General features: G+C 64.4%; 20 protein-coding genes and 1 pseudogene. 13 read left to right on the plus strand and 8 right to left on the minus strand.

The window, feature by feature from the left end:
- Positions 1–142: 142 nt before the first annotated feature.
- The gene (locus QX034_RS32445) at positions 143–1,279 is read left to right on the plus strand and encodes an AI-2E family transporter (protein ID WP_315703431.1); all 1,137 of its coding nucleotides are present in this window, start codon (positions 143–145) and stop codon (positions 1,277–1,279) included.
- Positions 1,280–1,291: 12 nt separating this feature from the next.
- Here the strand turns inward: QX034_RS32445 and QX034_RS32450 are convergent, their stop codons facing one another.
- From QX034_RS32450 to QX034_RS32460, 3 genes are all read right to left on the minus strand, one after another.
- The gene (locus QX034_RS32450; RefSeq protein WP_315729055.1) at positions 1,292–1,594 is read right to left on the minus strand and encodes an antibiotic biosynthesis monooxygenase family protein; all 303 of its coding nucleotides are present in this window, start codon (positions 1,592–1,594) and stop codon (positions 1,292–1,294) included.
- A gap of 85 nt (positions 1,595–1,679) precedes the next feature.
- Complete coding sequence (locus QX034_RS32455) at positions 1,680–1,904, minus strand: hypothetical protein (RefSeq protein WP_315703429.1); 225 nt, start codon at positions 1,902–1,904, stop codon at positions 1,680–1,682.
- Positions 1,905–1,963: 59 nt separating this feature from the next.
- Entirely contained in the window at positions 1,964–3,184 is a 1,221-nt protein-coding gene (locus tag QX034_RS32460) for a GGDEF domain-containing protein (protein WP_315703428.1), read from the minus strand.
- Positions 3,185–3,573: 389 nt separating this feature from the next.
- Between QX034_RS32460 and QX034_RS32465 the strand changes: the two genes are divergently transcribed.
- A complete protein-coding gene (locus QX034_RS32465) occupies positions 3,574–5,709 on the plus strand; it encodes a LamG-like jellyroll fold domain-containing protein (protein WP_316196262.1) in 2,136 nt (711 codons plus the stop codon).
- Positions 5,710–5,805: 96 nt separating this feature from the next.
- Here QX034_RS32465 and rpsI read toward each other — a convergent pair whose 3' ends face one another.
- The 3 genes from rpsI to QX034_RS32480 all read right to left on the minus strand — a co-directional run bounded on the left by rpsI (position 5,806) and on the right by QX034_RS32480 (position 7,352).
- Positions 5,806–6,294, minus strand: coding sequence for a 30S ribosomal protein S9 (gene rpsI / locus QX034_RS32470; RefSeq protein WP_315703426.1), 489 nt, complete (start codon positions 6,292–6,294; stop codon positions 5,806–5,808).
- 1 nt (position 6,295) lies between these two features.
- A complete protein-coding gene (gene rplM, locus QX034_RS32475) occupies positions 6,296–6,760 on the minus strand; it encodes a 50S ribosomal protein L13 (RefSeq protein ID WP_315703425.1) in 465 nt (154 codons plus the stop codon).
- A 160-nt stretch (positions 6,761–6,920) separates the two neighbouring features.
- Positions 6,921–7,352, minus strand: a complete 432-nt coding sequence (locus QX034_RS32480) for a PaaI family thioesterase (RefSeq protein WP_315703424.1) — start codon at positions 7,350–7,352, stop codon at positions 6,921–6,923.
- A 68-nt stretch (positions 7,353–7,420) separates the two neighbouring features.
- On the opposite strand from QX034_RS32480, the gene QX034_RS32485 reads away from it, so the two are divergent.
- The 9 genes and pseudogenes from QX034_RS32485 (at position 7,421) to QX034_RS32520 (ending at position 17,793) form a co-directional block, all read left to right on the plus strand.
- Positions 7,421–8,257: an enoyl-CoA hydratase gene (locus QX034_RS32485; RefSeq protein ID WP_315730193.1), complete on the plus strand. Its 837-nt coding sequence runs from the start codon at positions 7,421–7,423 to the stop codon at positions 8,255–8,257.
- A gap of 142 nt (positions 8,258–8,399) precedes the next feature.
- Positions 8,400–8,984, plus strand: a complete 585-nt coding sequence (locus tag QX034_RS32490) for a CoA-binding protein (RefSeq protein ID WP_315703422.1) — start codon at positions 8,400–8,402, stop codon at positions 8,982–8,984.
- Positions 8,985–9,213: 229 nt separating this feature from the next.
- Entirely contained in the window at positions 9,214–10,497 is a 1,284-nt protein-coding gene (locus tag QX034_RS32495; protein WP_315703421.1) for an O-acetylhomoserine aminocarboxypropyltransferase, read from the plus strand.
- Between the two features lie 278 nt (positions 10,498–10,775).
- Entirely contained in the window at positions 10,776–11,105 is a 330-nt protein-coding gene (locus tag QX034_RS32500; RefSeq protein WP_315703420.1) for a hypothetical protein, read from the plus strand.
- Between the two features lie 268 nt (positions 11,106–11,373).
- Positions 11,374–11,724, plus strand: coding sequence for a DUF3147 family protein (locus tag QX034_RS32505; protein WP_316196341.1), 351 nt, complete (start codon positions 11,374–11,376; stop codon positions 11,722–11,724).
- 149 nt (positions 11,725–11,873) lie between these two features.
- Positions 11,874–14,612, plus strand: coding sequence for a DEAD/DEAH box helicase family protein (locus tag QX034_RS32510; protein ID WP_316196263.1), 2,739 nt, complete (start codon positions 11,874–11,876; stop codon positions 14,610–14,612).
- Positions 14,612–16,009: a restriction endonuclease subunit S gene (locus tag QX034_RS32515; protein WP_316196264.1), complete on the plus strand. Its 1,398-nt coding sequence runs from the start codon at positions 14,612–14,614 to the stop codon at positions 16,007–16,009. Before QX034_RS32510 ends, QX034_RS32515 begins: the two co-directional genes overlap by 1 nt.
- Before the next feature lie 78 nt (positions 16,010–16,087).
- A pseudogene (locus QX034_RS34110) lies at positions 16,088–16,336 on the plus strand (AbrB/MazE/SpoVT family DNA-binding domain-containing protein); the annotation flags it as partial.
- The gene (locus tag QX034_RS32520) at positions 16,333–17,793 is read left to right on the plus strand and encodes a class I SAM-dependent DNA methyltransferase (RefSeq protein WP_316196265.1); all 1,461 of its coding nucleotides are present in this window, start codon (positions 16,333–16,335) and stop codon (positions 17,791–17,793) included. The pseudogene QX034_RS34110 and the gene QX034_RS32520, both read left to right, overlap by 4 nt.
- An 801-nt stretch (positions 17,794–18,594) precedes the next feature.
- Here QX034_RS32520 and QX034_RS32525 read toward each other — a convergent pair.
- The gene (locus QX034_RS32525; RefSeq protein WP_316196266.1) at positions 18,595–19,680 is read right to left on the minus strand and encodes a COX15/CtaA family protein; all 1,086 of its coding nucleotides are present in this window, start codon (positions 19,678–19,680) and stop codon (positions 18,595–18,597) included.
- A gap of 101 nt (positions 19,681–19,781) precedes the next feature.
- Here QX034_RS32525 and QX034_RS32530 point away from each other — a divergent pair, with 101 nt between their 5' ends.
- Complete coding sequence (locus tag QX034_RS32530) at positions 19,782–20,000, plus strand: DUF2842 domain-containing protein (protein WP_315703417.1); 219 nt, start codon at positions 19,782–19,784, stop codon at positions 19,998–20,000.
- On the opposite strand, the gene QX034_RS32535 is transcribed toward QX034_RS32530, so the two are convergent.
- Positions 19,997–21,058, minus strand: a complete 1,062-nt coding sequence (locus QX034_RS32535; protein WP_316196342.1) for a polysaccharide deacetylase family protein — start codon at positions 21,056–21,058, stop codon at positions 19,997–19,999. The two genes, QX034_RS32530 and QX034_RS32535, sit on opposite strands and share 4 nt — an antisense overlap.
- Before the next feature lie 253 nt (positions 21,059–21,311).
- Here QX034_RS32535 and QX034_RS32540 point away from each other — a divergent pair, with 253 nt between their 5' ends.
- Complete coding sequence (locus QX034_RS32540) at positions 21,312–22,499, plus strand: GNAT family N-acetyltransferase (protein ID WP_316196267.1); 1,188 nt, start codon at positions 21,312–21,314, stop codon at positions 22,497–22,499.
- Position 22,500 lies beyond the last annotated feature (1 nt).

Genomic DNA, 22,500 nt, shown 5'->3' on the forward strand with positions numbered 1-22,500 from the left:
TCTGAACCTGCGCAGCCGCAATGCCGTTTCAAGGCAACCCAACGCGCCGCATCGCGGCAAACCGGCGCGGCCATACCGCTTGATCCCGGCCGGGTTTTCGCCCATGTCTGCAAACCGCCCCTTAGGAGTTTAAGGACGCCCCATGCTCGTTCCGCCCGAACCGCGTCTGCAGGCCCGCAGTGATCTGGCCTGGGCGATCGCCGTCGGCGGCATCGGCGTCGTGCTGTTCATCGCGATGCTCGCATTCACCTGGTACTACGCCGCGGCCGTATTCCTGATGTTCGCTGGCATGCTGCTCGGGGTCGGGCTGAACGCGATGACCAACCGGCTCGGCCACGTGCTGCATTGGCCGCACGCGATCAGGCTGATCATCGTCTGTCTCGCCCTGGCGGCCTTGCTCGCCGGCGTCGTGTCCCTGTTCGGCGCCACCATCGCCGACCAGACCAAGGTGTTGAGCGACACGATCAAATCGCAGCTCGGCAATGTCAAAGCCTTCCTCGAGGGACACGGCATCGACACCAGCTATTTCGACTTCAGCAGTTCGACGACCTCCGGCTCGGAGCGAACGGCTCCCGCGGCGACGCAATCGCACAGCCTGCCGAGCGGCCTGCCCTCCCCCAGTGCGCTGGCCTCGAGCGGCGGCGCGATCGTGACGCAGACGCTGAAGGTCCTGCTCGGCACGGTGAGTGCCGTCGGCAACATCTTCATCGTGCTGTTCCTGGGACTTGCGTTCGCGGCGCAGCCGTCGGTCTATCGCAGCGGCCTGTTGTTCCTGGCCCCCTCCAAGTATCGGGAACAGGCCACCGTGATCGTCGATCGCATCAGCGACACGCTGGAGCGCTGGCTCATCGCCCAGATGATCACGATGTTCGCGGTGTTCCTGGTCACCTGGATCGGGCTTTCGATCATCGGCATCCAGGCCGCCTTCATCCTTGGCATCCAGGCCGGATTGCTGGCGTTCGTGCCGACAGTCGGCGCCATCATCGCCGGCGTGATCGTGGTCCTGGCGAGCCTCGCCTCGGGCTGGGTCGCGGCCGCCAGCGCCGCGGTGCTGTTCCTGGGCGTGCACGCGATGGAGAGCTATGTGCTGACGCCGCTGATCCAGCGTCAGGCGCTCGACATCCCGCCGGCGACTCTGTTCGCGTTTCAGATCCTGCTCGGCATCGTGTTCGGCATCTGGGGCCTGACCCTGGCGCTGCCGCTGCTGGCGATCGCCAAGGTCGTCATCGACTATTTCAAGACCGATCACACGGTCGAAGATCCAGCTACGGCGATCTGAGCCATACCCGTCTCACTCGGCCGAGGTCAGCACCGTCACGGTGTGCTCGACCTCCGGCGGCGCGGCAAAATACTGCCCGACGAGGCCGCGCCATTCGGTGAAATTCTCCGAGCCGCGGAAATCGACGGTGTGGCTCTCGAGCGTCTCCCATTTCACCATCAGCCGGTAACGCTGCGGCTTCTCGATCGACTTGTGCAGCTCGAAGCCGTGGAAGCCCTTGGAACGGCCGAAGGCGGCGCGAGCTTTCGCGACCGCGGCCTCGAAATCCTTCTCCGAGCCGGGCTTGATGTCGATCTGGGCGATTTCGGTGATCATGGTGCTTGCCTCCCGCTGTGCGCCCGGTGTCTAGCGCAAATGCGCGCGCAGGACAAAGGCGCCTCGCGCTGGCGGAGCGGAGCGATCAGTGGAACAGCAGCACCACGCCCGCGACCGCCATGGCGCATCCGACAAACATCAGCACCGGCCAATGACGGAACGACTGGCGATAACGGCCCTCGGCGCGGCGGCGCACGATGAGCGCCTGCTCGAACTCGTCCGAGTTCGAGAACAGGCAGGCAAAGCCGCCGCGCGCGGCCGCGGCCTCCACCTCAAGCGAGGTTAGCGCGGTATGGTTCTGAGCTTCCATGATGGAGCCATCATCGGAGCCGTCGGTTAATCAGACCTTACCGCAACGCGCGCAATGCTTCACGTTGGCGCGACCAGTTGAGCCGGCTGCGCCGAGGCGGACAGCCCTGCCTTCTGCCGCCGGAAGTGATCGAGCGACAGCGGTAACTCGGTGGCGGTCTCGACGCGGTTGCGCCCCGTGCGCTTGGCCTTGTAGAGCGCGGTATCGGCGGCCGCGAGCAGCACTTCGAGCTCGGTCCCGGCGGGACCGCCGGCGACGCCGATCGAGACGGTGGTATCGACCGGACCCTCGTCGCAGACGATCCCGGATGTCGCGAACACCTCGCGCACACGCTCCGCCGCCACCACGCCCTCACCGAGCGAGCACGGCAAGAGCGCCGCGAACTCCTCACCGCCGATCCGCCCCGAGAGATCGGTGATGCGCAGGTTGTTGACCACCACCGCCGAAAACAGTTTCAAGACCTCGTCGCCGGCGGGATGGCCGAAGCGATCGTTGATCGCCTTGAAATGATCGATGTCGAAGATCAGCACCGTCACCGGCCGGCCCTCGCGCGCCTCACGCTCGATCAGCCGCGCGCAGGCATCCGCAAAACCGCGGCGATTCAGCAGGCCGGTCAGGGGATCGATCGAAGCAGCGCGCTTGTGCGCGCTGACGACGCGCTCATTGACCAGCATGAAGATCACGAACACGGTGCCGACGGCATAGAGCACGAGTTCGATGGCGAAGACGGTCACCCAGGTGGCGGCGAAGGCGCCGCTGGAATCGCGCAGCATGTTGCCGAGCAGGATCGGCAGCATCAGCACGAAGCCGTGCAGCGCCGGGACGGCCAAGGCCGGCCAGCGCCGCTTCAGGCTGGCGCGGCGCTCCTGCCACAATTGCGCGGCGGTGAGCGTCGCATAGATCACGACGAGTCCGGCCCCGATCGTGAGCCGCAGCACGTGCGCGGCCGGATCGAGCAACGTTCCGCTCGCGATCCAGACCACGGCGCCGAGCGCAAGGCCGGCGACGCTCGGGCTCTTGCCATGGAACACGCGGGCGGCGTTCCACACCATGGCCGAGGCGATGAGGCCGACTGCGCTCAGGAGCAGCGGCACCACCTCGCCAAAGCGCTCGCCGACCAGCGTCCACAGCGCGACCGACACCGAGCCGAGCACATAGGCTGCGCCCCACCAGCGCAACGCCGGGATGTTCTGCTCGCGGCCGAAGAACAGCAGCATGGCGCCGAGCAGCGCCGCAACCATCGTCGCCACGATATAAAGCGTGAGGCTGTCGAGCACCATCGTCTCACCCCGGTTGCTGTTGCGGCGCAATGTTCGGTTAGCGCCGCCTTTCCGCGATCAAACTACCGAGCGGTCTGTTCGAAAGAGGTTTGTGAGCGGGTTCAAGTTTTCTGGAAAAATCCGGCTCAACTCGGCGGCAATTTGTTCGCACAAAAAGCGACAAACAGGGCTCAAAAACGAAGCGGCGCGCCCGGTGAGATGCGCGCCTTGATTGACCGAGATGATCCGGCATTCATGAAAGTTGTGACTGGCTACGATGGGGATCGACGAAATTCTCTCTCGGTCGCAAAGGGCTCACGGAAACGAAACGAAACATTCTCAAATCTGAGATCATGTCTAATTAACACTCCCCGCCGCGGCACGACGCGCCGCTGAGGTTGGGGACGAGAATGTCTTTCGAAGACGAAACATCAAACGACAAGCAGGCCACAGGGCACCATTCATCGCGGCAATCGATCGGCTCGGAGCCGAGCGGCGTGGACCGCCGCACGCTGCTGCGTAACGCGGGTGCCTCGGCACTCGGTCTTGGCGCAGGGTTGCTGCCGGCCGGGGCCGCCCACGCGCACGGATTTGGGCGATGGCCCTGGTCCTGGCCTTTTCCCTGGCGCGGGCACTTCCGCCACCCGGTGACGACCAGCTTCGCGCTCGCGGTCCTGCCGGACACGCAATTCTACTCGCGCTATGCGACGTCGGAAGAAGGCCAGTCCTACCAGCGCCAATATGGCAGCACGCCCTATCCGGCGCAGACGCAGTTCATCGTCGACAACGCCGCGAAGTATCACATCCCATTCTCGATCCATCTCGGTGACGTGGTGGATCAGGTGAAACACCCGCAGCAATGGGCGGTCGCCGACGCCGCGATGAAGCTGCTCGAGACCGCCGACAAGCCCTATTCGGTGCTGGCGGGCAATCACGACGTCTTGTCGGCCCTGGAATTCGAGGGTGCGTGGAGCCAGAGTTCGGGTACCGATGCGCAGCGCAGCGCGTCCGAGCCTTATCTGTCGTGGTTTCCCACCAGCCGCGCGGCGAAGCAGCGGACCTTCATGGAGCGCCATCCGAGCGGCTGGCACGAAGCGCATAAATTCCATGCCTGCGGGATCAGCTTCATGGTGCTGTCGCTGTCGTGGCGCGCCTCGGACGATGCCATCGCCTGGGCGCAAAGCATGATCGCGCGCCATCCGATGCTGCCGGTGATCCTGGTCAATCACCAACTGCTCAACATCGCCAATGACGGCGTCAGCCCGCTCGAAGTCGCCTATGGCCAGTATCTCTGGGACAAGCTGATCCGCCACAACGACCAGATCTTCATGACCTTGAACGGCCACTATCATGGTGGCGCAACGCTGACGAAGGTCAACGACTTCCACAACCCGGTCTTCCAGATGGTCGTCGACTATCAGATGGCCTATCAGGGCGGCAACGGCCTGATGCGGCTCTACGAGTTCGACTTCACCAAGAACAAGATCGACGTTGCCTCATTCTCGCCCTGGGTGGTGGAGAAGCCGAAGGCCAGCCTGAAGCAGTTCGACCGCGCCTGGCTGTCCGAGCCCAATCACGAATTCTCCATCGATATCCATTTCGAGCGGCGCTTCGCCCGCTTCACCGATTTCTGCCCTCTTCCGGCACTTGTCGGCTCGCCGATCCTGCCGCGGGTCAAGCAGGACCTCTACGCCAACTACACGGAAGCACCCGAGCCGGTGGTGGTGCCGCCCACGAACGAGCACGACTATCCGCTCATCGCCGAGACGGTCGCGCATTGGCGGATCGACGCCGGCACGATCGGCAAGGCCGTCCCCGCCGGCACTTCGCTTACGGACCTCACCTCGGCGAACCCGATGCAGCGCGCATCGCTGGCCGGCGCGGCGCAGATCGCCGACGTGGCCTTCACCGCCGACAAGCATCGGCTGTCGTCGGCCGCGGGCAGCGTGCAGTTCCTGAACACCACCAAGCAGGGCGGCGGCCGCTTCAGCTTCTTCACCACCGCTGCCAACGCGCCGATCAACGCGGCGACCTTCGCCGCCGGCTACACGGTCGAAACCTTCATCAAGATCGATCCGAACTGGAAGGCCAGCGATCACGCCTGGTGCAACATCCTGACCCGCTTCGGCAACCGTGGCTGGCTTCCCGGCTATGCCGGCGGCGATCCGGAATCCCCGCCGATCCTGTTTGCGATCTCGAATCTGCGCGAGGTGCAGTGGGAGATCGTGCCGTCGAGTTCGACCAAGCAGCCGCAGACCGACTGGTCCGGCGAGATCATGCTGGGCACCTGGTATCACCTCGCCATCGTCAACGATCCCAGCGACAACTCGACCGTGCTCTACATCGAGGGCGCGCCGGTCGTGCGCAGCGTGATCGGCGGCAACGGCATCGCGAGCACGGCGGCGTCTCAGCCATGGGCGCTGGGCTGCGGCTGGTGGGATCGTGCGCCGTCGGACGGCTTCATCGGCAGCATCGGCGAGGTGCGGGTGGTGGCAAAGCCGCTGGCGCCGAACCAATGGCTGACGGCGCGCCGCGCCAGCGCCTGATCCGCACAAGCTTTCACGCAAAGCAAAACGGGCGCCCGCGAGGGCGCCCGTTCGTATTGGAGGCTGACGAGTCCTTTGATCGCCGGAACCGGCAGATCAGCGCTTCGAGAACTGGAAGGAGCGGCGGGCCTTGGCCTTGCCGTACTTCTTGCGCTCGACCACGCGGGAGTCGCGGGTCAGGAAGCCACCCTTCTTGAGCACGCTGCGCAGCTCCGGCTCGAAGTTGGTCAAAGCCTTGGAGAGGCCGTGACGGACCGCACCGGCCTGGCCGGAGAGACCGCCGCCGGCGACCGTGCAGATCACGTCATACTGGCCGGCACGAGCGGCAGCGACCAGCGGCTGCTGGATCATCATGCGCAACACCGGACGGGCGAAGTAGATCTCGATGTCGCGGGTGTTGACGGTGACCTTGCCGGAGCCCGGCTTGATCCAGACGCGGGCGACCGCGTCCTTGCGCTTGCCGGTGGCATAGGCGCGGCCGAACTTGTCGACCTTCTTCTCATATTTCGGCGCTTCCCCGGTGGTGGCACCGACGGAGGTCTTCAGCTGCGAGAGCTGATCGAGAGACTGGATGCTTTCGGCCATCTTATGCGGCCCTCATGTTCTTGCGGTTCATCTTGGCGACGTCGACCTTCTCGGGGTTCTGCGCCTCGTGCGGATGATCGGGGCCGCCATAGACACGCAAATTGCCCATCTGCACGCGGCCGAGCGGCCCGCGCGGGATCATGCGCTCGATCGCCTTCTCGAGCACGCGCTCGGGGAAACGGCCTTCGAGGATCTGGCGCGCGGTGTGGGTCTTCACGTGACCGACATAGCCGGTGTGCTTGTGATAGACCTTCTGCTCGCGCTTGCGGCCGGTGAGCACGGCATGCGCCGCGTTGACGATGATGACGTTGTCGCCGCAATCGACATGGGGCGTATAGGTCGGGAGGTGCTTGCCGCGCAGCCGCATCGCGACCAGCGTGGCGAGACGACCGACCACCAGACCCTTGGCGTCGATCACGACCCACTTCTTCTGGACCTCGGCCGGCTTTGCCGAAAAGGTTTTCATGAGAGCTATCCGTGACAGGGAGTTTGCGGCGCGAAGGAACCGCGCCGACTTGGCCGCAGGTTCTAGAGAAGCGGGGCATTCGCGTCAACGTCCAAACGCGAAAATTATCTTAGATAAAACAATGACTTATAAATATGGTGCAATATTACCTGCAAAAACCTCACATGTTCGGAATGGAATAGGTCGCCGTCACGTGGGCGATCGGGTCGGGCTCGCCGCCCGACAGCAGCGTCACCTCGCCGACCGCGAGCCGCTTGCCGAGCTTCAGCAGCCTGGCCTCCGCCAGCACGTCCTGCCCCGGCGCGCCCTTGCGCAGAAAGTTGATGTTGAGGTTGGTGGTGACCGCAAGTCCGACCGGGCCGATCGCCGACAACAGCACCACGTACATCGCGAAATCGGCCAGCGCCATCAGCGTCGGCCCCGACACCGTGCCGCCGGGCCGCAACATTCTGTCGTGGAAGCGCTGGCGCAGACGGCAGCTCTTGCCGTCGGCATGCTCGATGGTGATATCGCCACCTTGCGTGAATGCCTGCGGGAATTCCGCGTGCAGGAACGCCTCCAGTTCCGCAACGCTCATCTTCGCTTCCGCCATGCGCCCCCCTGCTCTGTCTATTGGCATTCTGTTACATTAGCCTCCGACTGACACCACGGGAATTTCCGATGCCTGCTCGAGCTGCCCGCGATGCCGCCGCTCGGCCCGCCACATCCGACGCGATCCTGTTGCGCGAGATGGCGGGCCCGGTCGCCGTGCTGTCTCTGAATCGTCCGGCCCAGCGCAACAGCCTGTCGGAAGCCATGATCGCGCATCTGCATGGGGCGCTCGCGGAGATCGCCGCCGACAAGGCGGTGCGTGCGGTGGTGATTGCCGCCAACGGCCCGGCCTTCTGCGCCGGGCATGACCTCAAAGAGATCACGGCGCATCGCACCGGCCCCGACCGTGGCCGCGCCTATTTCGCCAAGCTGATGACCGCGTGCAGCGCGATGATGCAGACGATCGTGCAGCTGCCGAAGCCGGTGGTGGCCGCCGTGCAGGGCATCGCCACCGCGGCCGGCTGCCAGTTGGTCGCGAGCTGCGATCTCGCCGTGGCCTCCGAAGCCGCGTCGTTCGCGACGCCCGGCGTCGATATCGGGCTGTTCTGCTCGACTCCGATGGTTGCGCTGTCGCGCAACGTCTCGCGCAAGCAGGCCATGGAGATGCTGCTGACCGGCGAGCCGGTGCCGGCCGCGCGCGCCCGCGAGATCGGGCTAATCAACCGCGTGGTGCCGGCGGGAACCGAACGCGATGCCGCGATTGCGCTGGCCCAGCAGGTCGCCCGCAAATCCGCCTACACCGTCAAGCTCGGCAAGGAGGCGTTCTATCGCCAGGCCGAGATGAGCCTTGCCGACGCCTATCGTTATGCGGCCGAGGTGATGACCGAGAACATGCTGGCGCGCGACGCCGAAGAAGGTATCAACGCCTTCATCGAGAAGCGGCCCCCGACATGGCGGGATGAGTGATTTCTTGCCTCCCCACCGCCGTCATTCCGGGGCGACGCGTCAGGGGCGAACCCGGAATCTCGCGATTGTTGACCTCAGCTCTGGATTCCGGGTTCGCCCTTCGGGCGCCCCGGAATGACGACAACGAACAGACTCATAAATCATGAATCACGACAGCTACCCCGACGACTACATCCGCGGCATTCTCAACGGCGTGAAGGTGATCGCAATGGTCGGCGCCTCGCCGTCCGAGGTGCGGCCGAGCTTCTTCGCGTTCAAATATCTGGCGCAGCGCGGCTACGACATGATCCCGGTGAATCCCGGTCACGTCGGCAAGAGCCTGATGGGCCGTCCCTTCGTCGCCTCGCTGTCCGACATCGGCCGCCCGATCGATATGGTCGACATCTTCCGGAGCTCGGCGCACATCATGCCGGTGGTCGACGAGGCGCTCAAACTCTCGCCGCTGCCGAAGGTGGTCTGGATGCAGCTCGGCGCCCGCGACGATGCCGCGGCGGCGAAGGCGGAAGCCGCAGGCCTCAAGGTCGTGATGAACCGCTGCCCCAAGATCGAATATGGCCGGCTGTCGTCCGAGATCTCCTGGATGGGCGTCAACTCCCGCACCATCAGTTCCAAGCGCGCGCCGATCCCGACCCAGGGCATGCGATTGTCACTCGATCGCACCAGCCTCGGCGGAGCTGCGACCTCGGCCTCCGACCGCGCCGCCAAGAACAGGAACGAACCCTCCTGATCCGTTTCGTGAAAAGAACCTGTCGCCCGCGTGGCGCGACACAGCAACGCATTTCAAATCTGGCCGATTGTCACCAGCTGCCTTGACGCCACCATCAGCCGAGGCAAATGTCGTCCCAAGGAGAATGCGGGAGCGGACCTCCATCGCGCTGTCGTCGCGTGTCCCGTGCAATCCCCCGTCATGTGCGCGCCAGCGCCAGCTGTAGGCGGATCAACATCGAGGAAACAGAATGACCGACCGTACTCCGGGATTTTCCACCCTCGCCATTCATGCCGGCGCCCAGCCCGACCCGACCACGGGCGCGCGCGCAACGCCGATCTACCAGACCACCTCATTCGTCTTCAATGACGCCGATCACGCCGCCTCGCTGTTCGGGCTGCAGGCCTTCGGCAACATCTATACGCGCATCGGCAACCCGACCAATGCGGTGCTCGAGGAGCGCGTCGCCGCGCTGGAAGGCGGCACCGCCGCGCTCGCGGTGGCTTCGGGCCACGCCGCGCAGGTGGTCGCGCTGCATCAACTGCTGCGGCCCGGCGACGAGTTCATCGCCGCGCGCAAACTCTATGGCGGCTCGATCAACCAGTTCACGCACTCGTTCAAGAATTTCGGTTGGAACGTGGTTTGGGCCGATACCGACGACATCAAGAGCTTCGAGGCTGCGGTCAGCCCGCGCACCAAGGCCATCTTCATCGAGTCGCTCGCCAATCCCGGCGGCACCGTCACTGACATCGAGGCGATCGCACAGGTCGCCCGCAGCGCGGGCGTGCCGCTGATCGTCGACAACACGCTGGCGACGCCCTACCTCATTCGCCCGATCGATCACGGCGCCGATATCGTCGTGCATTCGCTGACCAAATTCTTGGGGGGGCATGGCAACTCGATCGGCGGCGTCATCGTCGATGCCGGCACGTTCGATTGGGCCGCGAGCGGCGACAAATATCCGATGCTGACGGAGCCGCGGCCGGAATATCACGGCATCAAGATCCAGGAGACGTTCGGCAATTTCGCCTTCGCGATCGCCTGCCGCGTGCTCGGCCTGCGCGATCTCGGACCGGCGCTGTCGCCGTTCAACGCCTTCATGATCCTGACCGGCATCGAGACCTTGCCGCTGCGCATGCAGAAGCATTGCGACAATGCCAAAGCGGTCGCCGAATATCTGAGCCGCCATCCCGCGGTGGCTTCGGTGAGCTATGCCGGCCTGCCGGAGGACAAGGGCCACACGCTGGCGCGCAAATACTGCCCGAAAGGCGCCGGCGCAGTCTTCACCTTCTCGCTCAAGGGCGGCTACGACGCCGGCGTGAAACTGGTGTCGAACCTGAAACTGTTCTCGCATCTGGCCAATGTCGGCGACACCCGTTCGCTGGTGATTCACCCGGCCTCGACCACGCACAGCCAGCTCGACGACGCCGCCAAGATCCGGGCCGGCGCCGGCCCGGACATCGTGCGACTCTCGATCGGCATCGAGGACAAGGAGGATCTGATCGCCGACCTCGAACAGGCGCTGGGCGCCTGAGACTTGGTTCGACGACCGCAGAGATGCCGCTCACTGCTCCCCGCAGCAGCAATGCTACCTTAGCCAGCTCGTATGAGGTGATCTGGCTCGGGCATAGACGCCCATCGTCGTCATGGCCGGGCTTGTCCCGGCCATCCACGTCTTTGCGGCCCCCCAAAAGACCTGGATGCGCGGGCCAAGCCCGCGCATGACGAAAACCATTGGCCCCCGGTCACCTTCCGTTAACCATACCCAGCCCATCCTCCGCGCCAGCGAGATTCAACCGCGCGAGAGATCCGATGCGCACGACCATCATCCTGTCGCTCCTGGCAGCGATCACCGCCAATGGCGCGACGCTCGCCGCCGACCTTCCGAACGTGCACTACAAGGCCCGTCGCGTGGTGAAGGCGCCGCCGCCCCCACCTCCTCCTGTCGCCGTCGCGCAGGAGGAATCCCTGATCTCGCCGATGTGGCCGTCGACGCCGATCCTGCTCGGCCGCCAGGAACTGCCCGGCTATTACGGCCGCGCCTTCGACTACGATTACCAGGGCCCCTATTACGGCGGCGGAGGCTATCCGAGCTACATCTGGCGCCTGCCTTACGCCTGCGGCGTGTACGGGTATTGCTGAGCAAGCTAACGCGACCGGCTCGCATTGGCAGTCAGTCCGAAAGCCGGCCGAGTTGGGGAATCCTCGATCCGATATCCGCTCAAGCCGATTTGAGCAGATGAATTGATGGTCAGTGCGACCGGACTGCGTCCCGGATCTCGGGATGGATTGCAGCATCGCTGGCGTTCCGCTGAATCATAGGCGTTGTCGGAACTCGTAAGATAGACATCCGCGACTGCCGGATGCAGGGTTGGAGCTGCGCGGCGGGCGGATGCTCGAGGAATGTCCGATGCTGTACTTCGTGCTTAAGGCGGCGCTTTCAGGATTGATCATTGCCGTCGTCTCCGAAGTCGCCAGACGTAGCGCAGCCTTTGGCGCGCTGGTGGCGTCGCTCCCGCTGATCTCCATTCTGGCCGTCATCTGGTTGTGGCGTGACACAGGCGACAAAATCCGGATCGCCTCGCAACTGGAAACCACACTCTGGTACGTGCTGCCCTCGCTGCCAATGTTCCTGGTGATACCAGCGTTATTGCGCAGCGGCGTCGACTTCTGGCCCGCACTCGCTGCGGGCTGCATTCTAACTTTTGTCCTTTACCTCATGACCACTTGGATTCTCGCCCGCTTCGGCGTCCAACTTTGAACTGAAGCCCTTACGCTTGCGGGCGTATGGGTATCGCTGAAGCAATAGGCCGATTGCTCGCCTAAGCCAGTGGATTTTCTTGCTTTTCGGTGCTTCCCGGCCACAATGAGCACTTTCCGGCGTAGATCAGCCTCGCCTATAAGTTGCTCATGGACCAATCCGCATTCCATCCGGAGGACAAGGCTAGGTCGCTGATCGACCGGCAGCTGCTGGCGTGCGGCTGGCTGATCCAGTCCAAGGACGAGCTCAATCTCGGCGCTGGTCTTGGCGTCGCCGTCCGCGAATTCCAGACCGATTCCGGTCCCGTCGACTACGGCCTGTTCGTGGGCCGCAAACTCTGCGGCGTGATCGAGGCCAAGCCGGCAGGAACCACGCTGTCCGGTTTTGCCGAACAGGCCTCGCGCTATATCGCGAGCGTCCCGAAGCATCTGGTGCGGGCGGAAGGGCAGGTCCGTTTCGAATACGTCGCCTCCGGCACCGAGGCCCTGTTCAGGGACCATGCCGACCCCGACCCGGCCTCCCGCCGAGTCTTTGCCTTCCACCGCCCGGAGACCCTGGAGCGCTGGCTCAAGGAGCCCGCCACTCTGCGCGGGCGTCTGCAGGCGATGCCGCCCGTCATCGCCGATGGCCTGCGCGCCTGCCAGAGCGACGCGATTTCGGCGCTGGAAGCGTCGATGCGGCAGAACCGCGCCCGTGCGCTGGTGCAGATGGCGACCGGCGCCGGCAAGACCTTCACCGCCTGCACGCTGTCCTACCGCCTGCTCGCCCATGCCGGCTTCCGCCGCATCCTGTTCCTCGCCGACCGCGCCAATCTGGTGCGCCAGACCCGCGACGAATATCTCGCCTATCGACCGCCCGGCACTGGCCGCTCCTTCTCCGAAATCTACAACGTGCAGAAGCTCGGCGCCGCCGGCCTCGACAAGGATGCCCAGGTCGTCATCGCCACCATCCAGCGGGTCTATTCGGTCCTGACCGGCAAGGAACTGGCGGAGGAAGAGGAAGAAGCCTCTTCGTTCGAAACCGCCCGAGCGGACACCGAGCGCCTCGTCGCCTATAACCCCGCGATCCCGATCGAGAGCTTCGACCTCGTCATCACGGACGAATGCCACCGCTCGATCTACGGCACCTGGCGCCAGGTGCTGGACTATTTCGACGCCTTCATCGTCGGCCTCACCGCGACGCCTGCGCTGCATACCCTCGGCTTCTTCGGCCGCAACCTGGTCGCGCAATATCCGTTCGAGCGCTCGGTGGTCGACGGTGTCAATGTCGGCTTCGACATCTTTCGCATCCGCACCGAGATCGGCGAGCGCGGCAGCACGGTGAAATCCGGCTACGAGATCCCGGTGCGCGACAAGCGCACCCGCGCCCAGCGTTACGAGACGCTGGATGCCGATTTCACCTACACGGCCGCCCAGCTCGACCGCACGGTGCTCGCCACCAACCAGATCCGCACCGTGCTGGACGCCTACCGCAATGCGCTGTTCACCGAGCTGTTTCCCGGCCGCACCGAGGTGCCGAAGACTTTGATCTTCGCCAAGGACGATCACCATGCCGAGGAGATCACGGCCATCGTCCGCGACGTCTTCGGCAAGGGCAACGACTTCGCCAAGAAGATCACCTACAAGACCGACGGCGCCGATCCCGAAGGTCTGATCCGCGCCTTCCGCAACGACTACAATCCGCGCATCGCCGTCACCGTCGACATGATCGCGACCGGCACCGACATCAAGCCGCTGGAGGTCGTGATCTTCCTGCGCGACGTCAAGTCCGAGCTGTATTTCGAGCAGATGAAGGGCCGCGGCGCCCGCATCATCTCGCCCGACAAGTTGCGTGAGGTCACGCCCGACGCCGACGCCAAGACGCGCTTCGTCCTGATCGATGCCGTGGGGGTCACCGAGAGCCTGAAGAGCGTGTCGCAGCCGCTGGAGCGGCAGCGCGCGGTCTCGTTCGACCGGCTGATCGACGACATCGCCGCCGGCCGCCGCGACGACGATGCCTTTGCCACCCTCGCCGGCCGGCTCGCCGCGCTCGACCGCTGCGTTAGTGACAAGGATCGCGCCGCGATCGCAAAGGCCGCGGGCGGGCTCGACCTGCACGGTCTCGCCAGCCGCCTGCTCGACGCCATCGATCCGGATGTGCTGGCCGCGCGGGTCTCGCCCGAGGCGCCGGAGCCCGAGCAGAAGCAGGTCCGCGACATCGCCAAGGACGAGGCCGCCGCATTGTTCGACGATCCGGCGCTGCGGCGCCTGTTGAAGGAGGTCAAAGCCGCCGCCGATATCCGCATCGACACGATCTCCGTGGACGCCGTCGTGTCCTCCGGCTGGGACGAGAAGAAAGCCACCGACACCGTCGCCCGTTTCCAGCGCTTCCTGACCGAGCGCCGCGACGAGCTGACCGCGCTGCAGATCCTGTATCACCTGCCCTACGCCCAGCGCCGCCTGACTTACGAGGCAGTCGACGAGCTGCGCGAGGCGCTGAAGCGCCCGCCCTGGCTGCTGGAACCACCGGACATCTGGCGCGCCTATAAGCGCCTTGCCGCCGACGAGGTGCGCGGCAATCCCGCGGGGACGTTGGCTGACATCGTCATGCTGGTGCGCTATGCCATCGGCGAGGCCGAGTCGCTGGAGCCGCTGCCGTCCGTCATTGCGGGCCGCTTCAACCTCTGGCTCGGCCGCGAGGAGAAGGCGGGGCGCAGCTACAGCGACGCGCAACGCAACTGGCTGATGGCGATCCGCGACCATCTCGCCGTCAACATCGAGGTCAGGCCCGAGGATTTGATGGAAGCCCCCGAATTCACCGCCCGCGGCGGCATCATCCGGGCCCGCGCGCTGTTCGGCGCGCGGCTGCCGGCGCTGCTGGATGAGATCACGGATGCGCTGGTAGCGTGATGGATGTAGCCATCGCAGAACTCGACAATCTTCAGGCCGATTCCCTCCCGACCGGCTGGTCTTGGACAACACTTGGGTCGGTTCTCCCCCTCAGTTACGGCAAAGCCCTGCCGGAGCGCATGCGCTTAGCAAGTGGTCGCTTCCCCGTGTATGGATCGAGCGGGCCGGTTGGAAAACACGTCGAGGCTATTGCTCCGCCAAGTTCGATCATTGTCGGACGCAAAGGCTCCGCAGGAGCTGTGTTCTACTCTGAAGAGGCAAGCTGGCCTATCGACACCGCGTATTTCACAGCAGGCACCGAGGCGATCGACATAAGGTACGGGTATTGGTTCCTTCAATTTCGGGATCTCGGACGCTTAGACCAGTCGACCGCAATCCCGAGCCTAAGCCGGGATCTATACAACCCCGTTACGATTCCCCTCGCTCCCCTCCCCGAACAACGCCGCATCGTCGCGCGCATCGATGAGCTGTTCGCCGAGATCGCCGCAGGCGAAGCCGCACTCGCCGATGCACGCAAAGGCCTCGAAACCTTCCGCCGCGCGCTGCTGAAGGCTGCTGCGACGGGTGAGCTCACAAACGGTTGGCGGGACAAATACTCTCTTGCTGAACCCCGCCGAACTGGCGAGCCAAATGATGGAGGTTCGAACTCCGAAACGACAAGTCTCGCCAATCTTCCTCAAGGCTGGCGCTGGACGAAGGTCGGCGACCTACTTGAATTTGTCACAAGCGGCTCCCGGGGGTGGAAACAATACTACGCGAACGAAGGCGCTATTTTTGTCCGCGCCCAAAACATCAATTCCGGCATTCTCGATTTGTCAGATGTCGCCTTTGTCAGATTACCCCCGAATGCCGAAGGGCTCCGAACGCGCCTGCGTCCTGATGATATTCTGGTCACAATAACGGGCGCCAATGTTACGGTGAGCGCGCGAGTAACCGAGGCATTGCCAGAAGCCTATGTGAACCAACACGTGGCCTTGCTTCGACCAAAAGAACCCGAAGCCGCGGCATGGATACTACTTTGGCTTCAAGCCTACGGCGCAGGTAAATCACAACTGGAGAAGGCAGCCTATGGAGCCGGCAAACCGGGCCTAAACCTCGATAACATTCGTGAGGTGGAAATTGCCGTGCCGTCCCATCCGGAATCCATTGAGATTTTGCGCCGTGTGTCCGCAGCTTTATTAGCCGCGGACGAAACTCTCACTTCTCTTGAATCCGAGGCCGCCGACGCTGCACGCCTGAAACAGGCCATCCTCAAGTCCGCCTTCGAAGGCAGACTGGTGCCGCAGGACCCCGCCGACGAGCCGGCCAGCGCGCTGCTGGCGCGGATTGCAGCCGAACGGGCGGCGGAGCCGGTCAAACGCGGCCGAGGTAAACGCTCTGCCGGCAAAACAGCTTGAATCCCCACACCAAGTCGCGAATGATGCGCCAACAAGCAAGATCGCTTTGGAGACGACGATGCGGTTTTCAAGCGTGGCGACGCCCTGGCCGTCGGTCTGCCTCAGTCGGTCATCGACGAACTTGGTCTCCGTGAAGGCGACGAAGTGACGGTTGTCAGGGCTGAGAAGGGTGTGATCGAGATCGACAGCAAGGAAGCACGGCGGCGGCTTGCCATCGAGAGCCTTGCATCGCGCAATTGGACGCTCCCACCCGACTACAAATTCGACCGCGAAGAAGCCAACGAGCGGTCATCGCACTCTCCCCTCGGACCAAGCCCAACGAAATGAACCCGCAAACCCTCGTCGCCAAAGTCTGGAATTTCGCGCATGTGCTGCGCGACCAGGGCGTCTCCTATCAGGCCTATATCAGCCAGATTTCCTATCTGCTGTTCCTCAAGATGGACGAGGAGCGGGTCGAGCTGGTCGGCGAAGCCTCGATGCTGCCGAAGGGCGCGCATTGGAGCGACATCAAGGACCTCGCCGGCGAGGAGCTGAGCGCCACTTACGGCAGGCTGCTGGAGACGCTGTCGCGCCAGGGTGGCATCATCGGCGCGATCTTCCTGAAAGCGCAGAACGAAATCCAGGACCCGGCCAAGCTGAAGCGGCTGGTCGGCCTGATCGACGGCGAGACCTGGCTCGGCCTGTCCGTGGACGTCAAGGGCAGCATCTATGAGGGGCTGCTTGCGCGTAACGCCGAGGACGTCAAGTCCGGCGCCGGACAGTATTTCACGCCGCGCCCGCTGATCGAGGCCATCGTCGAGGTGGTCGATCCCAAGCCGCAGCAGACGATTCACGACCCCGCCTGCGGCACCGCCGGCTTCCTGCTCGCCGCCTGGGAGCACATGAAGCGCCACGCCAGCGCGCGCGACCGCGGCGTCTATTCGGCGCTGAAGAACAAGTTCTCCGGCGTCGATATTGTGCCGGAGGTCGTCCGCCTCGCTGCGATGAACCTCTATCTGCATGGGATCACCGGCGTCGAGTCGATCGTCGAGGCCAAGGACGCCCTGCTCGGCGCCGGCGGCAAGACCTATGACGTGGTGCTGACCAATCCGCCCTTCGGCAAGAAGCAGAGCTACCGCATCGTCCGCGACGATGGCGAAATCGACAGCGAGCGCGAGGATTACGATCGGCAGGATTTCTTTGTCACCACGTCGAACAAGCAGCTCAACTTCCTGCAGCACATCATGACCGTGCTCAGCGCCAACGGCGAGGCCGCTGTGGTGCTGCCCGACAACGTGCTGTTCGAGGGCGGTGCCGGCGAAACCATTCGCCGGCGGCTGCTGCAAAACTTCGACTTTCATACCCTGCTGAGGCTGCCGACCGGCATCTTCTACAAGCAGGGCGTGAAGGCCAACGTGCTGTTCTTCGACAGGCGCCCGCCCTCCGAGCAGGCCGCCACGAAGGAGCTGTGGATCTATGACCTCCGCACCAACCAGCGCTTCACCTTGAAGGAGCGGCCGATGGTGCGCGCCGACCTCGACGACTTCGTCGCCTGCTATCGTTCCGGCGCGCGGGGCAAGCGCGTGGAGACCGAAAAGTTCAAGCGGTTCCCGCTGGCCACCCTACTCGCCCGCGACAAGGTCAATCTCGACATCTTCTGGCTCAAGGACAACACGCTGGATGATCCCGACCTGCTGCCGCCGCCCGACGAGGTCGCAGCCGAAGTAGTCGAGAGTCTTCAGACCGCGCTGGACCGCTTCCGCAGCGTGGCGAAGGCGCTCGGCGGCGAGCCGAGCGCGGCGTGAGGGGATCCATGAGCAGCCCGCCTACCGATTTCGAAAAGTTCTGAGCCGAACTCGATGCGCTCGGTGCCCGCGAATTTCTGCCCGAGGGCGCTCCAGACGATCCCCCGTTCGGACCGGATTCTCGCGTCTTCTTCGACGAGTGATCCCGCTCGCCTTTTGTGCATCGCAATGCGTTGCGCGGGCAAAAAGCCTTGCCAACTTCGGCAAATCAGCTTATGTTCTCTTTTTGTTCACATCCACTCGAGGGGCGCATCCGGATCGTCAGTTGCGTGGGATAGGAATGCGGTGGACGTGAGGGGCCGTGCGCGAACCTGGTTTGCGCGGACGAGCGGCGCGTCACGGACGGTGAAATCGCGTGGTTCTGGCGCCTCGGTGCTGGCGCCAATGCGATGATGCTTACGCATCACGCAGACGGGGGCAACACAGCCGATCCCCGGGGAGATCGCGTATAAGCCGTAACCCATCGCGCAGGGAAGGCCGGGTGTATCCGGCCGAACCTGTGGTAACCGCCGCGTGCATTTTTCTTCGCACGCGGGCCATGGGTGCCGGCCAGGCATCCGGCCTTCCCTGCGCCCTCGACCTTTCGAGGGACGAACGATCAGCACGGCTCGGCGCGAAAGCTGCGCGAGAATGAGAACCTATGTCTCTCCGCCGTCATTCCGGGGCGCCCGCAGGGCAAGCCCGGAATCTATCAACCATCGAGTTCAACTGCAGAATGGATTCCGGGCCCGCGCCCTCCAGGCGCGTCCCGGAATGACAGCGGAGATGATCGGATGGGCTCAGTGCCGCAGCAACTCACGCTTATCCCGCCTGCCCGACCGGCACGGCAGCTTCGGGCACCACAACCGCCACCCGCCGCGGCGACATGCGCTCGGCCTGCAGCACGGCCAGGGTCAGCACCACGATGGCGACCGCCTGATGCGTCAGCGCGAGATGGATCGGCACCACCAGCAGCAGCGTCGAGATGCCGAGCACGGCTTGCACGAGGATGGCCGCGAGCAGCCGATGCGCACCCCGCACCGCCTCGCGCCCCGCGCCCGCGCGCATCACGTCGAAGGCATAAAAGCCAGCGAGGAGCAGCAGCGCATAAGCCGTCATGCGGTGCTCGAACTGCACCGTCAGGCTGTTGTCGAACAGGTTGCGCCACCACGGACTCTCGAACCACAACGCGCGGCCATCGGGAATGAAGCTGCCGTCGATCAGCGGCCAGGTGTTGTAGATGCGGCCCGCGCGCAGGCCCGCGACCAGCGCGCCGAAATAGAGCTGCACGAAGGTAACGACGACGAGCAGCCTCGCAGTCCAGCGCAGCCGCGCCGGCGCCTCGATCTCCGCGCGCGGCCTCAGCCGGCGCAAGGTCCAGACGATGGCCGCATAGATCAACAGCGCAAGCGACAGATGCGTCGCCAGCCGCACCTGCGACACCTCCGTGCGGTCGACCAGGCCCGAGGCGACCATCCACCAGCCGACCGCGCCCTGCAGCGCGCCGAGGCTGAAGATGATCCACAGCCGCCGGCCGAGCGGACCGCTGACGGCACCGCGCCACAGGAACCAGAGGAACGGCAGCAGATAGACCATACCAATGACGCGGCCGAGCAGCCGGTGGCTCCATTCCCACCAGAAGATGGTCTTGAACTGCGACAGCGTCATGCCGTCGTTCATCTGGCGGTACTGCGGAATGGCCTTGTAGCCTTCGAACGCATCGGTCCAAGCCTGCTCCGAGAGCGGCGGCAAGGTGCCGGTGACCGGCTTCCATTCCACGATCGACAGCCCGGATTCGGTCAGCCGCGTGGCGCCGCCGACCAGCACCATCAGCGCGATCAGGCCAGCGACGATCAAGAGCCAGAGACGGATCGCGGCAAGATCCTGCGTGCGGGAAACTGGGGCCATGGAGGTTGAACGCTCGATTGAACCGGGGCTGACAAGCCCTTATAATCTGACGAAGAACGTGCGCAAGCCGCGCCCGTCCGGGCCTCCTTTACAATCGCGTCATGACCCTCCGCACCCGCAAATTCTTCGGCGCGATCGCGCTTTTGCTGCTCGCCTTCGTCTGGTCGATGATGGGCATGGTGGTCGCGCAGTTCCCGGTGATCGCCAACTCCGGCATGCTGCAATGGATCTATTACATCGTGGTCGGGATGGGCTGGGTGCTACCGGCGATGCCGATCGTGAGCTGGATGCTGCGTCCCGATCCGGAGCCGCGCGGCTAATCCATCCCGATCCTGGCATGGGGGGTCGGCGCCGTCGGCGGAAAGGTCGCCCCCGACATCAGCACGCGCAGCGCCCGCAGCGAGCGCGAGCGGCCGTCCCAGGCGATCCGCGGCAACGCGTGCAGATTGGTGCGCCCTTCCGTCTGCACCACGCCGGGGATCGTCGAGACGGCGCTGACGAAGCCCGCCTGTTCGGCCATCACGACATGGGCGCGGCGGAACGCCGAGGCGTCACCGAACGGATACGCCAAATGCCTGACTGGACGCCGCAACGCCGTCTCCAGCACCGCCTTGCCCATTGCGATCTCGCGCTGCGCGTCGGCATCCTTCATGTTGGACAGCGCCGGATAATGCACGGTGGCGCTGCCGATCGTCACCTTGGGATCCGCAGCCAGCCTGCCGATATCCGCCCAATCCATCGCGGCCGCGCGCGACAGCGCGGCGAGATCGACCGCATGGCGTGTGCAGATATCCCGGATCGCGGCCGAGAGCTCCGCCGGAGGCAGACCGCGCAGCCAAGCGGCGAGATAGGCGAACAGTTCGTATTTCTCGGCCGATTTGAAGACGGTAAAGCGCTGCTCCCGTCCATCGATGACCAGGCTGATCCGCGCCTCGCGGGCGATCACGGTCTCCAGTCCGAGCCACCACGCCTCGCCCAGCCCATCCGGGAACGCGCTCGGCACATAGACCGCGAACGGCACCTCGTGGCGCGTCAGCACCGGATAGGCGTGGGTCACCACGTCCTTGGACGCGCCATCGAAGGTGAGGCAGGCAAAACGCCGCGGCGCAGCCAGCCGCACCGCGCGTTCGCAGGCTTCGTCGATGGAGACGATGTCATAGCCCCAGCGTTTGAGCGCCCGAATGATGCGATCGAGGACATCAGGCGTGATCTCCTGCGCCTTCAGCGGCTGAAAGCGGTCGCGGCGCTGCGGCCTCACCCGCTCGAAGCGCAGAATTACGCCCGCACCGCCGGCCGCGCTCGACACCCACACGGTGCGGCCGGAAAAATAGGCCAGTTCGAGCTTGAGGCTGGTCAGCCACGCATTGTCGGACAACAAATCCCGAAAGCCCCTCGTCATGCGGCCACTTGAATCAAAATTCGCCGCCCCCACCTGATCGGGATTGAAAGCGGCGCGACCGTGTCGAAAGCGTATATTTTAGCAAGGCGACCTTTTACGATCACTCGGCCCGACGACGGGTCACGTCATGCTCTCCAGGAGCGCAGCGGTTGCCATTACCTTTTGTTGATACTTCTTTGCAAAGCTTGGCCGACGCGCAAGCAGCAAAATTCCCGACCACACAGGTTTTGCGATGACCATGGCGGCCCTGATCGACAGCCGGGCGGCGCGGACGCCCGCGCAGCCGCTGGCGTCAGGCATCGCGCGCGTCGACGTTCTGACCGACCTCGCTGCCGCCGAGCCGGCTTGGCGCGCACTGGAAGCCTCCGGCCTGTGCACTCCCTATCAGCGTTTCGATTTTCTTAAATCCTGGCAGCGCCACGCCGCCGCGCAGGATAACGCGGCCCCGTTCATCGTCGTTGCCGTGGATGCGGAGCAGCGGCCGCTCCTGCTGTTACCGTTGGCATTGAGACAGATTTGCGGCCTGCGCATCGCAAGCTTCATGGGCGGCAAGCACACCACCTTCAACATGGCCCTGTGGGACCGCGGCTTTGCCGCAGCGGCGACTGCTGCCGATCTCGACGATCTGCTGAAGGGCTTGCGAGCGCGAGACGTCGCCGACGTGCTGGCGCTGACCCAGCAGCCCGCGCGCTGGCGCGAATACGCCAATCCTCTCGCGCTCCTGCCGCACCAAACATCTGTCAACGACTGTCCCGTGCTGGCGATGCCGCCCGGTGCCGATCCCACCGCGCTCGTCTCGAACTCGTTCCGCCGCAAGCTGAAAGCCAAGGAGAAAAAGCTGCAGGCGCTGCCCGGCTATCGCTATCGGATTGCCAATACCGATGCCGAGATCACCCGCCTGCTCGACTGGTTCTTCAGGGTGAAGCCGATCCGGATGGCGGAGCAGAAGCTACCGAACGTGTTTGCCGAGCCCGGCGTCGCAGCCTTTGTGCGCGAGGCCTGCATGACGCGGCTTGCGTCGGGCCCTCGCGCCATCGAGATCCATGCGCTGGAGTGTGACGAGGAGATCATCGCACTGTTTGCGGGGGTAGCAGACGACCAGCGCTTCTCGATGATGTTCAACACCTACACGCTGTCAGAACATGCACGCTGGAGTCCCGGCTTGATCCTGATGCGACACATCATCGATCATCATTCGGCACGCGGCTGTCGCGGACTCGATCTCGGTATCGGCGCCGACGATTATAAACGGATGTTCTGCAAGGACGACGAGCCGATCTTCGACAGCTTCGTTCCGCTGAGCGGGCGCGGCCAGCTCGCCGCTTCGGCGCTGGCGGCGCTTCACCGCGGCAAGCATCTCGTCAAACACAATCCGACGCTATTCGCGCTCGCGCGACGGCTCCGCGGAGCCTGGCATTAGC

The sequence above is a fragment of the Bradyrhizobium sp. SZCCHNR3119 genome (assembly GCF_032487775.1).
Classification (GTDB): Bacteria; Pseudomonadota; Alphaproteobacteria; order Rhizobiales; family Xanthobacteraceae; genus Bradyrhizobium.

What these genes read in the sequence shown, in the direction of transcription:
- QX034_RS32500 (WP_315703420.1), top strand. Translation starts at nt 10,776, where the DNA reads ATGCGCACGACCATCATCCTGTCGCTCCTGGCAGCGATCACCGCCAAT.
- QX034_RS32450 (WP_315729055.1), bottom strand. Translation starts at nt 1,594, where the DNA reads ATGATCACCGAAATCGCCCAGATCGACATCAAGCCCGGCTCGGAGAAG.
- QX034_RS32525 (WP_316196266.1), bottom strand. Translation starts at nt 19,680, where the DNA reads ATGGCCCCAGTTTCCCGCACGCAGGATCTTGCCGCGATCCGTCTCTGG.
- QX034_RS32465 (WP_316196262.1), top strand. Translation starts at nt 3,574, where the DNA reads ATGTCTTTCGAAGACGAAACATCAAACGACAAGCAGGCCACAGGGCAC.
- QX034_RS32490 (WP_315703422.1), top strand. Translation starts at nt 8,400, where the DNA reads ATGAATCACGACAGCTACCCCGACGACTACATCCGCGGCATTCTCAAC.
- QX034_RS32485 (WP_315730193.1), top strand. Translation starts at nt 7,421, where the DNA reads ATGCCTGCTCGAGCTGCCCGCGATGCCGCCGCTCGGCCCGCCACATCC.
- QX034_RS32460 (WP_315703428.1), bottom strand. Translation starts at nt 3,184, where the DNA reads ATGGTGCTCGACAGCCTCACGCTTTATATCGTGGCGACGATGGTTGCG.
- QX034_RS32510 (WP_316196263.1), top strand. Translation starts at nt 11,874, where the DNA reads ATGGACCAATCCGCATTCCATCCGGAGGACAAGGCTAGGTCGCTGATC.
- QX034_RS32505 (WP_316196341.1), top strand. Translation starts at nt 11,374, where the DNA reads ATGCTGTACTTCGTGCTTAAGGCGGCGCTTTCAGGATTGATCATTGCC.
- QX034_RS32480 (WP_315703424.1), bottom strand. Translation starts at nt 7,352, where the DNA reads ATGGCGGAAGCGAAGATGAGCGTTGCGGAACTGGAGGCGTTCCTGCAC.
- rplM (WP_315703425.1), bottom strand. Translation starts at nt 6,760, where the DNA reads ATGAAAACCTTTTCGGCAAAGCCGGCCGAGGTCCAGAAGAAGTGGGTC.
- QX034_RS32520 (WP_316196265.1), top strand. Translation starts at nt 16,333, where the DNA reads ATGAACCCGCAAACCCTCGTCGCCAAAGTCTGGAATTTCGCGCATGTG.
- QX034_RS32445 (WP_315703431.1), top strand. Translation starts at nt 143, where the DNA reads ATGCTCGTTCCGCCCGAACCGCGTCTGCAGGCCCGCAGTGATCTGGCC.
- QX034_RS32455 (WP_315703429.1), bottom strand. Translation starts at nt 1,904, where the DNA reads ATGGAAGCTCAGAACCATACCGCGCTAACCTCGCTTGAGGTGGAGGCC.
- QX034_RS32540 (WP_316196267.1), top strand. Translation starts at nt 21,312, where the DNA reads ATGACCATGGCGGCCCTGATCGACAGCCGGGCGGCGCGGACGCCCGCG.
- QX034_RS32515 (WP_316196264.1), top strand. Translation starts at nt 14,612, where the DNA reads ATGGATGTAGCCATCGCAGAACTCGACAATCTTCAGGCCGATTCCCTC.
- QX034_RS32495 (WP_315703421.1), top strand. Translation starts at nt 9,214, where the DNA reads ATGACCGACCGTACTCCGGGATTTTCCACCCTCGCCATTCATGCCGGC.
- QX034_RS32530 (WP_315703417.1), top strand. Translation starts at nt 19,782, where the DNA reads ATGACCCTCCGCACCCGCAAATTCTTCGGCGCGATCGCGCTTTTGCTG.
- rpsI (WP_315703426.1), bottom strand. Translation starts at nt 6,294, where the DNA reads ATGGCCGAAAGCATCCAGTCTCTCGATCAGCTCTCGCAGCTGAAGACC.